This window comes from Sutcliffiella horikoshii (assembly GCF_002157855.1).
GTDB classification, from domain to species: Bacteria; Bacillota; Bacilli; order Bacillales; family Bacillaceae_I; genus Sutcliffiella_A; species Sutcliffiella_A horikoshii_C.
Genome location: NZ_CP020880.1, coordinates 4,141,598 through 4,156,717 on the forward strand (window position 1 = coordinate 4,141,598; position 15,120 = coordinate 4,156,717).

Consider the following 15,120-nt stretch of genomic DNA (forward strand, 5'->3'; position numbering starts at 1 on the left):
ATTACAACGGCTTCGGATCGTAACTTGAACCCGTCCAGTCTGTCAATTCACAAATCGCTTCCCAAAGCTGAGGATAAAACTCGAACTTAGCTCCTCGCTCCAATGCCTGTGCAGGTATTCCCTTCAAACTCTTCGTATTCAAGCCTATCATCCTGCGTACAAGCTGAATATGGTGCTTACGGAACGTTTGAAAATTTTCATCAAAAGCAATCAATTCTTGCATCAGTAAGTAAAGCTCATAATTGTCACCTGCCGCTTTGTGCAGCATGAACGGTGTCAGTTGCTTGTCGTTCAGCAGTTGTTCAAACGGCCCCCACAACGTCGGGCCAAGTCTTAGAATTTCATTGAATCCAGGTGAATCCTGCCCGCTTCCACGTCCAAGTGCAAGTCTGATAGTATGGTAATCTCTTGGACTAATCACTTTTACCATATCGAACACTGGTGGCAAATGCTTTAAGTGCATGTTCACCCTTTGAAGTTGTTGTGTAGCCCCCAAGACTTCCCCATGATTCATGTTGGCGTCCGCTAAGTGGATGTACTGAATGATCAGCTTGAAATGCAGTTCTGCAATTTGATGAATCATTTGAAACGTGAGTTCGTCATCACAAGAGAGTTCTCCGTCCCTCTTTTGCAAGCCTAACAGTTCTTCCGTACGAATATACTTTTCATAATCTGTCACTTTTCTCTCTTCCATTTCTTCTCCTCCAAATACCGGATAAATGGAATGTCGCTAGCAACTAATGTCTTCTATCTTCCATTCACACGTTTATGTAAACCCTTACATTAATGTTACGCACTCGGACAAATAACTGTCAAGCACCAAGTCAACTTTCCAGCAAGCTTTTATGAATCCAGATGGCCGCTTGTATGCCGTCCCCCATCGCAATGGCCGCTTGTTCGGAATGGACGGTAATGTCACCCGCAGCCCATACATTCTCGACAGAGGTCATTTTTGTCCGGGGGTCCACAAGGATATGTTTATTGGCTTCCAATTCCACTCTCAATTGCAAAGCTAGGTCGGTATTCGGCCTATTGCCACCGAGTGCTAAAAACGCAAAACTACATTCAATGCCTTTTCCGTTAGCAAGCGTTACTCCTTTAAAGTCTGAGCAATCTGTATGTATTTGAGAAATCTCATTAGATACAATTGTGATTCCTTTTCCCGCTAACTTTTCCACCAAGTCAGCGTCAATCTCCCCTTTTCCATGGTTGATAAAAGTAAGCTCATCTGTCCAATATGTCAAAGTCAGCGCCATCGAAGCACCTGCATTCCCCGAACCAATCACCAGGGCTGGCTTATTTAAAATTTCATATCCATCACAATCCGGACAAACAAATATACTCTTTCCAAGACACGGCAACAAACCTTCAAAAGATGGAATATTGTCCTTGATACCCGTGGCTAGCAAAAGCTTTCTACCAAAAAATTCATGAGATTTAATTGTGGTTACGCAAAACCGCCCGTCTAACTCCCGAACCATCTCCACACGCTCTCCCTTAAACTCCACACCCAATCTCAGCGCATGCTCCTTCCCAAGACCCCGTAGCTTTTCCCCACTCACTCCATCCGGCCACCCCAGAAGGTTATGATAGCAATGACACATACTTGAACGACCTTTTCCCTCATCCAACACAAGCACCTTATGTTGATACCTTCCAAGCTGGATGGCAGCCTGAAGACCTGCAATGCCTCCCCCAACAATAATACAATCATAAACCACAGAAAACTCCCCATTCTTTTCATCAGATGCTTACTAGTATTTGAAGTTTTCCGCGTATTATCAAACAAGTTATGTAGGCAAAATAAAAAAATTTTCAAGAGCATGTTTCATTTTCAGTCAGCCGGGTATTTTTATTACATAACCAAGGAGGCGATACAAAATGAAACCCACTTATAAAGAGTTTCAAAATGACGAACAAGTAGTAGGAGCAGTACAAGAGCTAAAAACAAGAGGTGTTCATGACGATGACATCTATGTCATTACTCACGACGATGACCGTACGAAACGTGTAGCTGATAACGCTGATGCTAATACTGTTGGCGCCGGTGAAGTTGGTATGGATACTTACGTGAAAAACATCTTCCGTAGCAAAGGTGACGAGCTTCGCGCTCAATTCCAGGAGTTAGGATTCACAGCTCCAGAAGCGGAACAGTTAGAAGAAAAGCTTGATCACGGTAAAGTGATCCTAGTGGTAAAAGATACAACAGCAAGCACGACATTATAAGACTTGAACGAAGCTTGACTCCCCCCCCTTAAAATATAGAGAAGCGGATGGCCCTGGGTCGTCCGCTTCTTCGTTTTTTCTTTTTTTCCTTTTCATGTTACACTCTATATAAGCAATCTCTCAAAAAGGCGTACGACCAATTAGGAGGGAATTATATGACAAACAAAACAACCAGCATTCAAATCCAGCATGAGAAAAAGCACTTACACCTCACACCTGCTAACCTTTACATGTATCAAGGATTTCAAGTCATAGAAGCTTATCATCAAGAGCACGCAGAATGTTATTATTTATTTTTCTACAAAGCATCTTACCTCACCGGAAAATCCACATCTAAAATCAAACGTAAATCTCAGCTAAGTAACATTCTTCAAAAAGGTATCCGCTTCTCACCAGAACATCCGCTATTAGCCTATCTACTCAACCATAATCGAATTCACACATTTCCTAGCCTGACTCCGCTGTGGGAAAGAATACAGAAAAAATACTCGCCGCTCGAAGCTTCCAACATTCTTACCATATTCGATAACTATATGAAAAAAGAGAAAATCACTAAAGTGATGAAAGAGTTTGCTCTACAATACCGCAGGGAAGGTCAGCTCCTGCACACCTACCAACTTCTACGACTAATAACAGATATTTATCCTGCCAACAAATGGGCACAGGAAATGTCTAAAAATCTTCAATATCAGACCTATCAATCACTCTATACTTCCCATGCATCCACCTTGCTTTCCAAGGATCCGCTATATGTCGAGAAATACTGCTACGAGCATTTAGAGCATGACGATTCCAAGGACCTCCTGCTGCAACTTATGCAAAAAGAGGGCCGGAAAATGGAGCAATTCTCCTTATACACACATTTACTCATCACCAGTAAAAACGATGAACACACCTGCTATAAGCAAATGATTGCCAACTTACCGCATGATTTCACAACCGATGAGAAGGTGGATCTCCTCAGCTATATTTTAAGGAAACGAGCCACTCATCATGAAGGGTTATATCATGATTTGCTCGGTTTATTGAAAAAATCTAACCGATATGAAGACCTTTTAATTCTACTTACAAAAAATAAAGCCCTCATTACCGAAAAAGACCTTCCTTACGTGCAGGAAGCTTTACTGCAGGTAAAATGGATAGAGAATTCCGATTGGCTGAGTGAGCTTACCTTCCACTTTGATGAAGACGTAACAACTAAACAAGTTCAGATACTTTTTCAAACCTTTGTGCCAAATTTGCTACAAATAAAAGGACTGGACTATACAGAGCAGTGGATCGCGCCTTATTGCGCAAGGTATCCAGGCATCCCCATCTTGATGAAGATTAAGAAGATGGCTGCCCTGAAGGATGACCCGGATCAAATGTATGCACTCGGGGAACTTTATTATGAGTTTAAACAGTTGTCCGAAGCCGTGGAGTGCTTTAACTGGGAGCTGGAGCTAGATCCTTCCAATACTGGTTCTATAAAGTGGTTGTCGAAGCTTTATCTAGAGATGGGAATGGTGGAGGAATCTAAATCGTATCAGTATATGTTGAGGGATGGAAGCTGAATAATAATAGTGGGTCTGCCAGCTGATACTGGCAGACCCATTATTTTTTGGAAGGAGGTTCTTCCAATCCGTTAGGCAATGTTATCGTAATGGTTGTTCCTTTCCCTTTTTCGCTTTCTACAAAGACATTTCCACCGTGTGCCAAGACCAGCTGGTGGGCGATGGCCATGCCAAGTCCGGTACCGTTTGATTTATCGGTTGTGCTGCCGCCTCTGTAGTAACGGTCAAACAATTTACTCTGTGTTTCATCATCCATCCCCACTCCGTTATCCTTTATGGTGATGAAGGTGTGGTCAAGGTTTCGTGAGGCACTCAGCGTAATGTCCGTTCCTTTTGGGTTGTGCTTTTGTGCATTTGCAAGCAGGTTGGTGAGAATGCGGGTGAACCATTTGGAATCAACCGCCACACGAATTTCCTGTTCCACGTTTTCCATGAATATTGTCGAATTTGTGTTGTTCAGTGACTTGATGACGTCCTGCATGAGTGGAACAATGTCTTGTATGCTTTTTTCAATCGGTAGTGCATTGTTTTTCAAACGATAAGTAAGGTTTAAATCCTCAATCAAGTCGCTCATATAGGAGGCTTTTTCTGTCATGGTGCCACCCATTGCCTGTATCTCTTCTTCGGTCCATTTGTATGACCCTGTTTCCAGTATTTTTGCGTAGCCATAGATGGAGCTTAAGGGAGTTTTCAGGTCATGGCTTAAGCCTGTGATCCACTCTTCCCTTGTCTGATCGACTCGCTTTTGGTATTGTTCGTTCTTTTCCAGTGTGGTGGCAAGCTTACGGATGGAAAAAAGGATGTCGCGGAAAATCCGGAAGCGTTTGTGAAGCTTACCGTTCTTTTTCCTGAATGGGATGTTCCCCTTTTTATTCCTCGGTACAGATAAGTCACCCTTTGACATTCTTTTGATCCAATTCATCATGTAAAGCAAAGGCACCCCAATTGTCCTGCCGTACCAGATGGAAAGGACGATAATGATGACGAGAAGCACTACAATTACTAGTAGAAAGCTTTTGACCAAAGAAGCGCCTACCAGACCGTCCAGTACGTCATCTGGGGAATAATAGGCATTTTCCATCCCAACAACATAGATCTTGCCCCCTTCTAGTAAGGTGGATATGTCGTATTTGTAGTTCCACGGCCTTTCCTTTATGGAAAGGAAGTCCCTAGCTGTAAGTGTGAGATCTTCGGGGGCATTCCATTGCTCGGTTTTTTCCCCATTGGAATTATATACTTGTACCCATGCCGCTTGGTTCTCAAGGAACTTTCTACCTTCCTCTGTAATAGCTGATAAATCGCCTAGTTTTTGCAGCTCAGCAAGTATTCCTTCGCTCAGGTTCTTCTCCCCATATAATACGACAAGGTCACTCTCATCCTTATGTATCCTCCAGTAAGAGGTCCTGTAACCGGGAACGTCAAAATCGGCAAGCTCTTGAAAGGTGTATGCCTCCTTTAAATCTGCAGGAGCATTTACTTCTTTGACTACCACTCCATCTTTATCTATCAATTGCAGCCAGCCGTCATTTTGATGGACAGCTGTTTTCACTGTCTCACTAATATGAATATCCTCTTCCGACTTCACATCCATTTCAAGCTCGAGAAAATATGGGTCCGTCCTTGTAAAACTTGCTTTCATTTCCGACTCTGTTAAGTGGGAGGCGAAGAATAATAATGCTGCGGTCAAAGCGATAATTATGATTACCAAGAGGACAAATAATTGTTTAACAAAATGAAAAGCCAGCTTTTTGCTAACATTCATCTTTGAACACCTGCAGCAGGTACGAGTTTGTACCCTATCCCTCTAACGGTTTTAATATATTCTGGTTTGCTTGGGTTTTCTTCAATCTTTTCTCTAAGCTTGCGGATATGGACCATGACGGTGTTTTCATCCACCAGGATATTGTCTCCCCAAACGTGGTAATAGAGCTGTTCTTTCGTGAAAATTCGATTTGGATTTTTACAAAAGAACACTAGCAGGTGATAAAGCTGACCACTTAATACCACGCTCTCTCCCAGCACTGTAAGTTCTGCTGATTGGAGGTTCAGCTTAAATCTGCCAAATTCGAGGATATCTTCCTCTTTGGTTGAAGTGCTTTTCAAATATCGATTTAATTGCACCTTAACTCTTGCTACTACTTCTAACGGGTTAAATGGCTTAGTGATATAGTCGTCTCCACCGTGTGCAAAGCCCGTCAATTTATCAAGATCTGACGTTTTGGCTGATAGGAAAAAGATTGGGGCTTCTGTCGTTTTCCTGATTGCCTGGCAAATCTCATAACCTGTCATATCAGGGAGCATGATATCTAGCAATATAAGGTCATATGCGTGATGCTTCAGCTTATGTAAGGCCATTTCCCCTGTACCGCATGTATCTACGTGTTGAAAGCCCTCTTTTGTTAACACTAATTTCATCATATCTATAATGGATTGTTCATCGTCGACCATTAATATCCTTGCGTGTTCCATTTGTGAACTCCTTTTTTAAGGTAATGTTAAGGTTCCCTTAACTTTCTAATAAACTACCATTATTATACTAAACTATGAAGGGAGCGAGATGAAATGTGGGCAATTTGTTTGAATGAATTTAAAGGGCATTTTAAGAGTTTCAAGTCGATTGTTGTGATTGCGATTATTTTTGGTGTTACGTATTTAACTGCTGATTTGATGAGCAACCTGATGGCAAGCTTTCCAGAAGAAGCGGCAGAGTTGGGAACGGATGGATATGCTACAGGGATTGTTATCTTAATCTTTGTGCTTGGTTTTTTCTTTATTACCGGTCTTTCTCATGACATCGTCAACAGGGAAGTCAGCGAGAGAACGATGCGGTTTTTAGTGACAAAGACTACTAGATTGAATGTATTGATGGGCAAATACTTAGGAGTTTGGTTCTTTTGGCTTTTCTGTATGGTTGTCTGTTTTCTGTTAATCACCATTAAATCAAAGGACTTTTTGTGGCTCGGTTTAGTAGATACCATGCTGTTTCTTTCTGTAGCTTTGGCGTTAAATCTTGTGTTTTCCATTGTCATACCAAAGCCCGGCGTTACGATGTTTGTGGGGATTACTTTTGCTTTAGTGTTTCCTGCTTTAAGCTTTTGGGCAATATTTTCAGGGAAGCTGTACATTACGTGGTTTAAATTCCTCACTCCATATTACTATTCTTCTTTGGCAGACTATTACATCTTGATAAATGGACTCTATGCGTTCTTACTGCTATTACTTGCTTATTGGTTGTTTAAGAGGAGGGACTTTTGATGAGTGTGATTGAGGCTGGCGGTTTAACAAAAGCTTTTGGAGGAAAAACGGTTGTAGATAAGGTAGACCTTACCGTTGCAAAAGGAGAGATATACGGGTTTCTCGGGCGAAATGGGGCAGGAAAATCGACTTTTATCAATATGATCACTGGAATCATCCTTCCCACTTCCGGTACGTTTAAGTTGTTGGGGGAATCTGATCTTCAGAAGGTGCAGAACCGAATTGGAGTCCTTCCCGATTATTCACAGTTCTACGATAGCATGTCTGCTATGGATCATATTAAATTTTTCGGCAAAATAAATGGGTGCAAATTGTCTACCACGGAAGCAAATGCTGTCTTGGATCGGGTTGGTTTGTTAGAGCATGCCAAAAAGAAAGTGGGAAAGTTTTCGTTTGGGATGAAAAAGAAGTTAGGGATTGCGCAGGCGATCGCTCATAATCCAGAGCTGATTTTCCTTGATGAACCGACATCAGGTATTGATGCTGAATCCGGGTTGAGCATTCAGCAGCTGATTAGAGACTTGCAGTCAGAAGGTAAGACCATTTTCATGACCTCTCATAACTTGAACGAAGTGGAGAAAATTTGTACACGGATTGCGATTATGAAAGACGGTACCATCATTAACGAAGGAACACTGGAAGAATTGCGTGCACATTATTCGTCTTCCATCGAGGTGAAGATAAAACATTCTGCCCTAAAGAACCCAGATAGTGTTGGCCAGATGTTAAAGCGCTTTGCCACACAGATTTCTGCCCAAGAGCAATATACGTCGTTTACGGTAGATTCAGAAGCTAAGATTGCGGCTGTAGTTAGAGCACTTACGAAAGAAAATATCGATGTTTACCGTATCAATGTGGAAGAGCCTTCCCTTGAAGAAATTTTCTTGGAGGAATCCAGTACCAAGATGAAAGGAGCCAGCTGAGATGCTGACTCCTTTTCTCTATCCTATTCTTTTTATAAACAATACCTTCAGATAGTTCCCTTCCTTAAACTCCTTGATGGTCGCGAAGTCGCTTGGCAAGGAGAACTCCTCTACGATTTTGTATTTTACTTTGTTTTCTTTAAAAGCCTGGTCGATAAAGCCTTTGAAATTGTCCATGCCGAATGTAGCGGCGTTGGTGGAGGCGACAATCAGGCCATCCTTTTCGGTAATGGCAATGGCATCAGATACTAAGCTTGTGTAGTCTTTTTCTGCTCGGAATGTCACCTTTTTGGAACGAGCAAAGCTTGGTGGATCCATGATGACTATATCGAATTTCAGGTTTTTCTTTTTCGCGTATTTGAAATAATGGAATACCTCTTCTACGAGAATCGATTGTGTTTTTTCGTCGATATTATTTACGTTGAATTGCTCGGTTGTTTTGGGCAGGCTGCGTTTAGCCAAGTCTACGCTGGTCGTTTTGACGGCACCGCCTAATGCTGCATAAACAGAGAATGCTCCTGTATAGGAAAAAGTATTAAGGACGGTTTTCCCTTTGGCGTATTTGTCCCGGATGGTTTTTCTTACTTCCCGTTGATCAAGGAATACTCCAACCATTGCGCCATCGTTTAAATGCACGGCAAAGTTGACGCCGTTTTCTTTGATGATAACGGGGGATGGTGCGCGTTCTCCTTTTACAAAATCATCGTCCTCGACATACTGACCGTCCGTGTTGAATCGTTTCTTTTCGTAAATTCCTTTGTAGTTGATAACCCCTTCGATGGCTTCAAGGATTTCCTTACTGAAGGAGTAGATTCCTTTGCTGTACCAGTTAATCACTAGATAGCCGTCAAAGTATTCAATCGTAAAGCCGCCGATTCCGTCGCCTTCTCCGTTAAAAAGGCGGAAAGCAGTGGTGTCTTCTGCTTTCATAAGGTCGGAACGTTTGTTTACAGCTTTTTGAAGCGCACGTTTGAAGAAAGGAATGTCCATTTCTTCGTTGGAATCTTTGCTGACAATCCAGCCGTATCCTTTATTTTGGTTACCGTAGTAGCCTTTGCCGAGGAAGTTGTTCTGTTCGTCTACCAGCTTTACGAGTGTGCCCTCTTCTTTTAGGTCATTGCCGTTAATGAGGGATTGTTTAGAGATAAGTGGGTAGCCATTTTTGTATGGTTTGGAGAATTTATTTTTCACTTTAAGTGTTAGTAGCTGTCGCATGCTTTCATCCAATCTTTTTGGGTTTTTATTGTGGTTGTATTATATCGCAAATGAGGAGAAAAGCCGAATTTGGATGAAATAAAGTTGGAATAGATATTAAGGACTAGACTAGGGGATTGGGGAAGTTTTTTTGTGCAATATGTCATTTATCTAACTTCAGATCAAATTATCTCTTATTTGTTCATTTTTCTCCAAATTAATGATGCGATTAGGAGTATAATACCAACCGAAGCCCCAATAATTTGGTCTAATAGAAGTTCACCCGTTCTGAAATAACGAATAGTAAAAGTTCCGCCAAAAATAGCGATTATGGTAATTGCTAATTGAATAAGATATGAGTTAATTTTCATCACCGGATACCTCCAAATCGATTTTGTTGTATATCTTTTATACGTTTTAGAAGGAGGAAGGTTTCAATATTAGATTTGTTTCTGAGATTTCAATATCGTCGACTATGAGGACCTCTTTTCTTCTTTTTCTTCGTCACTGATGTCTTCATACGGGCGATGAAAACCCCTCTTCACTTTTTTCCTCGTCACTGATGTCTTCATTTGGGCGATGAGAACCTCTCTTCTCCTTTTTCCTCGTCACTGGGGTCTTCATACGGACGATGAGAACCTCTCTTTTCCTTTTTCTTCGTCACTGGGGTCTTCATATTGGCGTTCAAGAATTCGACAAAAAAGCAGGTCTAATTATGCGGATTAGACCTGCTTTTTAATGTTATTTATATAGTTCCGCTCACAACGGGACTTGGTTAGTTGAATCGGTTAGCGTGAATTTTGGTTAGAGCGGGTAGGGTCAGGCACCTGCATTTGTTTGCTGTGGTGCTTTGGATTTTTGCTTTAGGTGCCAGACCCTATTTTTTTTCACTTTTGTTGCTGTAACCAAGTTTTGGTTTAGTGCGTTGGCAACATTTCATTCTCTTCGCATGCTTTGACCATGAATTCGTATTGGAGCAGGCGTGCTTCGAATAGTTTCAGTGGGTCGTAGTAGCGTTCTGGGCTTGCTTTCATTTGTTCTAGTTTTTTGTTGGCGTTGTGGATGGCGTGTTCTGTGTCTTCCACGGTTTTGTTCAGTTCTGTGAATGGTGCTTCGTAGAACATGTTGATGTCGGCTTTTAGGGCCTTTTCAAACAGGTCGAATTCTAGGAAGAACTTATCCACGACGGATTGCGCCACATCTGTGAAGCGTTCGTTTTCGATATATTTTTTATACTGAGTGAAGAGCAGTTGATTGCTCTGCTGCAAGGAACCGAACAGGCGGCCTGCACCTTTTAGCAAGTATTGAGTGGTGCTCGGGCGGTTTAGGATGTTTTCCTTTTCCACTTCCACTCTGCTTAGGATTCTGTTAATGTCTCGACGCCAGTCTTCCATGACCTTAAAGTCACAGTTCAGGTGCATCTTCTCTTCTTTGTATAGATTGTTAAATGTGCCACTCATTTCCTGCAAAAATTCTTGGCTGTCAATCAGTTCACGGTTGGATGTATCGAGCCATAATTGAAGTTCCTGACGCAAACGAGGCAACAGGTCGGAATGCATATATGTGCGAATCGTTTCATTCATGCGTTCATTCAATTCAAGATGCAGTGTTTTAAAGTTGCTGTCTTCCTTCACATAGCTAGAGCATTCTCTAAGCAGACGAGGAATGGTTTTCGCTGCTTCTCTTTTCATTTCGATCGTCACAGCACGGTAATTTTCTGTGATGCTGCGAATCTTTTCGGATTCCGCATCATGCAGGTGATTGATAAAACCACTTAGCCTGCTTAGGATATCCTCATTGAACTCCACCGTGTTGGTCAGGTTATCTTCCATCGCAATTCGGCTGTCCAGCAATTCTGTTAAGGTAGAACGAATCAGTTGCAACAACTTGGTTGCGCGGCGTTCTTCCACTGCTTTTGCACGCAGTTTGAAATTGGCCTCCATGAAAGTTGCCAACCCTTGGTGTTGCTTGCTTGCCGAACGAAGGGAGGAGTAAGGGAATACTCTTGCATCCGGGAAGAATTCGTTAATACGATGCTTTGCTTCTTCCACAATTTGTGCTGCTTCTGCTTCGTGGAAGGCAGTATCCATTTTATTAATAACAAAGTGTACCGGCACTTCCGGCGCGCGCTCTTTAATTTTCACCAATACTTTCAGTTCATCTTCTGTAAAAGGTGTTTGCGCGTCTAAAATGTATAATAGTCCGTCTGATAACGGGATATATTTCATCGTTTCGTTGTTTTCAATCGCGTCTACGCTGAATTCCGGTGTGCTGATTAAAGAGTATTCCTCATCTTCTAGGAACTGAGATGGCCATTTAAGGTCAATTATGGACCCTGCTTTGTGCTCACTAATGTCCCCTAAAGCAGAAGTGCCTGTAGTGGAAATCTCATTCATCTCTGCAATATCACCGTTGGAAGAAACAAATACCGGAACCGTTTCATCCCCAAGAAGCTTTTCGCCAATAATGGAATTGATGAAGGAAGTCTTCCCATTTTGAACGGTACCTGTAACAACTAGGTTTTTTCTGTTTAAATTGCTAAGATGCGAGAATAGCCATTTCTTTTGATGCGCCACTTCAAGGTGGTTATCTTTTGCCCAATTGATCAGCGTCTTGAACAACTCGACCGTATAACTCAATTGGATGCTGTCATGCTCATAATGGAAAATTCTGTTTTCTGCATCCGCCAATACATGTGCAGGTAATGCTGTTGGGAATACTTCATTCCAAGACATTACCGCTGCAGAAGCAAACAGGGATTTAGATCTGTTGGATACTTTCAGCCAGTTTCCAAGTAGATCCGGTACAATGCCTTGCAGTTCTTTGATTAAGTATTCTCCCTCAATAAGAGATAAATAGGTATGTTGATGCAGTTCCTCTACTTTTGTCCAAGAGGCCTCCGAATCTCTGTCCAAAGCCATGAATAAATGATTTGCCGTCTTCACCCATTCTAAATACATTGGATGGTTTTCGTAACTGTTCCATAACGCTGCTGTGATTTCTTCAAATTTCCGTTGATTAATCTCAAGTAACTTTAACAGGACTTCTTGAAAATAATCAGGAGTGAATTCTCTTGTATACCCAACTTCTATATAATTTTTTAAGCAATCATACCATGCTTCCGAACCGGTTCTCATTGCCTCATTTACAGCCAACTCCACCGCATGTTGACTGTCTTCTTGCTCTTCATAAAAGGTGCGGGCAGTTTGTGTGACATGCGGATAATCTGGATCGATCGCAATTGCTTTCTTAATATTTTTATAGGCATTTTCCAGTTTTTCACGCTGAATATATAAAGTGAATAGCTGAAGGGCCACTTCTATTTTAAGTGTTTTATTATCTGTATTAATTTTGGCGTAGATATCTTCCGCTTCTACTAACATTCCTAAATCATAGTATGCATCTGCAATATTTTTCTTCGCCCAAGGTTCCAATTCATTGTGAACATTCTCCCACTTGTATATAGCACTCTCGTAATCTTTGCTATGAAAATATACTTCTCCTTGCGCATACCGAATAAACGAGAGATCTGACACCTCGTTGTTCTGCTCTGCCAGGAAGGCTTCTCCAAGCACTTGAACAGGATGCTTTGTCTCCACATCCAGCATAAAAGTTTCAAAATACGTTTTGCTAATAAATTTGTTTTCCTGTGTCATTTTACCCTCCACCAATCATTTCACATTATTTTCGTAATTAAAATGATCTAGTAACTTCGTCTCTTGATACAAAAATAGTTATTCTGCTATATAGTTCGAATGTCTTTTGGATTTTAGGACCATTCTATTCTATACCCTTTTTACCGCAGCTATAACTAATTTGCTAACAAATATTGACCTCATACTACCATATTTCCCGGGAATAGAAGAAGAGCCTAAAATGGTTAGGCCCTTCCTACTTTTACAACCTCTTTTTTGATATAAGCCCACATAATTAAGGCCGCTAATTTCATAGCGGCCTTCCATGTCATTCATTTATTCATATGTGAAAGAAAATCTCCCAATATTTTATCGACATCTTCCACATCCAACTCTTCCTCTTCTTCCGTTGACGCCTGCTCTTGGAGAGCTGTGTCCCAGTCAAAAGAGTCTAAGTCATCATCGTTTAATACGTTAGCATTCACCTTTTCATCTGTCTCTTCATCAGAATTGTATGGCTTATCCTCTTGAAGGTACAAAGCTTGGTCAATATCCGTAGAATTGCTGTTCATCGCCGCGAGAATGCTTGTTGCACGCACAGGGTCTGAAAGCAACTGATAGACGATATTGCCGAGCAATGCCTCCGAATGCTGATGCTTCAACCAATCCCTTTGTGTTTTAGATAAAGATTTAGGAAGTGGAATAGAAATTGTCTCTTTTTCGCGTGCATGTGAACTTGTCACACCTTGAAGAACAAATTCTGCTATTTTACTAGAGAAATTCCTTCTTTCTGTCTCTTTTAGACGTTGTAAATGCTTAATTAGATGGTCAGGCGTATCAGAAGGGATACGGAACGAAATAGCTTGTCCCCTCTGAATCCCCTGACTCGAACTGGAATTCTTCATCCAATCACCTTATTTACGCTTTCACAGGTTTTTGTTGTTCTTTGGACTCTTTATCCTTGCCTGTTTTCTTTACATAGTCAGCAATCAATTTGTAGTAGGCATTTGCCATCATCCAGATGCTTTCTTTTTCATCTTCAAAGAAGTCGATATTGTAGCCGTCTAGATTGTTGTTAAGTGTTTTTAGGTATTCTTTAAGGACAGTTGAACCACCGCCAACGAAATAGCAAATCTCCGTTTGGGAATTCTTCTGCCAAATATTTCTCAACAGGCGGTATTGTTTTTTCGCTAAGTCTAAAAGAATGCGGTCCGTGATATCATGCACGCTCGTTCTACTACCACGTACCATGATGTGGTTGCGGTCATTCTTTTTCGTAATGATCTCTACCACATCTCTTCTGCTATCAAGCTCGATGCCGTGTTTAGAACGAATTTCCTCACGAATTTGCTCAAGTGCTTCAGATACTCCAAGGTTAAAGCCTTGTGCTTTGTCATCATCCACATTACGGTTTTTGATGACAGCGATATCTGTGGAAAGACCGCCGATATCTTGGATAAGGATGCGCTTGTCGATCAAGTCTTTATTGATGATGTTGCCGTTGTTATCTAATACAAGGTTAATGTAAGCTGCGAAGCCCTCTGGATAAACCTTGATTTCATCAAATTTAATATTAACTTTGATGCCTTGGTATTTAGGTGTAATTAAGAATTCCACCTGATGAACAGAACCTAGAAGTTTGGAACGGTAACCCGCATCCTTGCCTTCTTTCACTTCTCTTAGTGGAAGACCTGTTCCTAATGTGTAGTTTGCATCTACTACATTTTTATTTCGAGGGAATGTTTTTTCATTTTGCGCACTTACTGCATCCAAAGCTAAAGTAGCAAATAACATTACTAAAGTTTGGTCTTCTTCAGATTTGCTGCTACCTGGATCTAATTCTGTTGCATTATTGCTCTTTGTTGCAAGATTTCCAATTCGGTAGATAGCATTATTGTCCATCAGGGCAGGGGAGTGAACGCGTACATGGATACCATCAAGTGGATCCTTGCTGTCCAACTCTTCAATTCCTATTACTGGGCGATCTTCAATATCTCTAGCAATAACATTTGGAATGTTTAATTCTGAATCCAATTTCCCAAAAATAGCTTTAATAGAATCATTACCTACGTCGACTGCTGCAATTCTTGAATAACTCATTTTCATCTTCCTTTCTTTTCCTCCATACATTATTTGTTTCCTATAGAAGAAAATAAAACTAGTAAGTATATAGTAAGCGTACAGAAAGTTTCTCTACTATTCAATCATTCTCATGAAAAGTAATGAAAGTGTAAAAAACGTTTACGTTAATGTGTACAAATGTATACACGTATACATTTACGTTTACTTGTATTCTTTTATTGTACACATCCCTTTATACCAACATGTTTACGT

The 15,120-nt window shown here is 41.1% G+C and carries 13 protein-coding genes; 4 read left to right on the top strand and 9 right to left on the bottom strand.

Annotated elements, in window-relative coordinates:
- Position 1: 1 nt before the first annotated feature.
- Entirely contained in the window at positions 2-694 is a 693-nt protein-coding gene (locus B4U37_RS20925) for a tryptophan 2,3-dioxygenase family protein (protein WP_088019878.1), read from the bottom strand.
- A 130-nt stretch (positions 695-824) separates the two neighbouring features.
- Positions 825-1,721, bottom strand: a complete 897-nt coding sequence (locus B4U37_RS20930) for an NAD(P)/FAD-dependent oxidoreductase (protein ID WP_088019880.1) — start codon at positions 1,719-1,721, stop codon at positions 825-827.
- Between the two features lie 160 nt (positions 1,722-1,881).
- On the opposite strand from B4U37_RS20930, the gene B4U37_RS20935 reads away from it, so the two are divergent.
- Together B4U37_RS20935 and B4U37_RS20940 are read left to right on the top strand one after the other, a co-directional pair.
- The gene (locus B4U37_RS20935) at positions 1,882-2,226 is read left to right on the top strand and encodes a YflT domain-containing protein (RefSeq protein WP_088019883.1); all 345 of its coding nucleotides are present in this window, start codon (positions 1,882-1,884) and stop codon (positions 2,224-2,226) included.
- Positions 2,227-2,381: 155 nt separating this feature from the next.
- Positions 2,382-3,779 carry a hypothetical protein gene (locus tag B4U37_RS20940; RefSeq protein ID WP_088019885.1) on the top strand — a complete coding sequence of 466 codons (1,398 nt, stop codon included), beginning with the start codon at positions 2,382-2,384 and terminating at the stop codon, positions 3,777-3,779.
- Positions 3,780-3,819: 40 nt separating this feature from the next.
- Here B4U37_RS20940 and B4U37_RS20945 read toward each other — a convergent pair whose 3' ends face one another.
- Together B4U37_RS20945 and B4U37_RS20950 are read right to left on the bottom strand one after the other, a co-directional pair.
- Positions 3,820-5,541, bottom strand: a complete 1,722-nt coding sequence (locus tag B4U37_RS20945) for a sensor histidine kinase (RefSeq protein WP_088019887.1) — start codon at positions 5,539-5,541, stop codon at positions 3,820-3,822.
- The gene (locus B4U37_RS20950) at positions 5,538-6,248 is read right to left on the bottom strand and encodes a response regulator transcription factor (RefSeq protein WP_088019889.1); all 711 of its coding nucleotides are present in this window, start codon (positions 6,246-6,248) and stop codon (positions 5,538-5,540) included. The genes B4U37_RS20945 and B4U37_RS20950 overlap by 4 nt, the downstream gene beginning before the upstream one ends.
- Before the next feature lie 93 nt (positions 6,249-6,341).
- On the opposite strand from B4U37_RS20950, the gene B4U37_RS20955 reads away from it, so the two are divergent.
- Positions 6,342-7,034 carry an ABC-2 transporter permease gene (locus B4U37_RS20955; RefSeq protein WP_088019891.1) on the top strand — a complete coding sequence of 231 codons (693 nt, stop codon included), beginning with the start codon at positions 6,342-6,344 and terminating at the stop codon, positions 7,032-7,034.
- Positions 7,034-7,957 (top strand): ABC transporter ATP-binding protein, encoded by a 924-nt coding sequence (locus B4U37_RS20960; RefSeq protein WP_198317058.1) that lies wholly within the window; start codon positions 7,034-7,036, stop codon positions 7,955-7,957. Before B4U37_RS20955 ends, B4U37_RS20960 begins: the two co-directional genes overlap by 1 nt.
- An 18-nt stretch (positions 7,958-7,975) precedes the next feature.
- On the opposite strand, the gene B4U37_RS20965 is transcribed toward B4U37_RS20960, so the two are convergent.
- The 5 genes from B4U37_RS20965 to B4U37_RS20980 form a co-directional block, all read right to left on the bottom strand.
- The gene (locus B4U37_RS20965; RefSeq protein ID WP_088019894.1) at positions 7,976-9,172 is read right to left on the bottom strand and encodes a class I SAM-dependent rRNA methyltransferase; all 1,197 of its coding nucleotides are present in this window, start codon (positions 9,170-9,172) and stop codon (positions 7,976-7,978) included.
- A gap of 173 nt (positions 9,173-9,345) precedes the next feature.
- Positions 9,346-9,525, bottom strand: a complete 180-nt coding sequence (locus tag B4U37_RS22140) for a hypothetical protein (RefSeq protein WP_148965235.1) — start codon at positions 9,523-9,525, stop codon at positions 9,346-9,348.
- 543 nt (positions 9,526-10,068) lie between these two features.
- The gene (locus B4U37_RS20970; RefSeq protein WP_088019896.1) at positions 10,069-12,807 is read right to left on the bottom strand and encodes a GTP-binding protein; all 2,739 of its coding nucleotides are present in this window, start codon (positions 12,805-12,807) and stop codon (positions 10,069-10,071) included.
- 311 nt (positions 12,808-13,118) lie between these two features.
- Positions 13,119-13,691: a hypothetical protein gene (locus tag B4U37_RS20975; RefSeq protein WP_088019897.1), complete on the bottom strand. Its 573-nt coding sequence runs from the start codon at positions 13,689-13,691 to the stop codon at positions 13,119-13,121.
- Between the two features lie 13 nt (positions 13,692-13,704).
- Entirely contained in the window at positions 13,705-14,886 is a 1,182-nt protein-coding gene (locus tag B4U37_RS20980) for a ParM/StbA family protein (RefSeq protein WP_010197651.1), read from the bottom strand.
- Between the last annotated feature and the right edge of the window lie 234 nt (positions 14,887-15,120).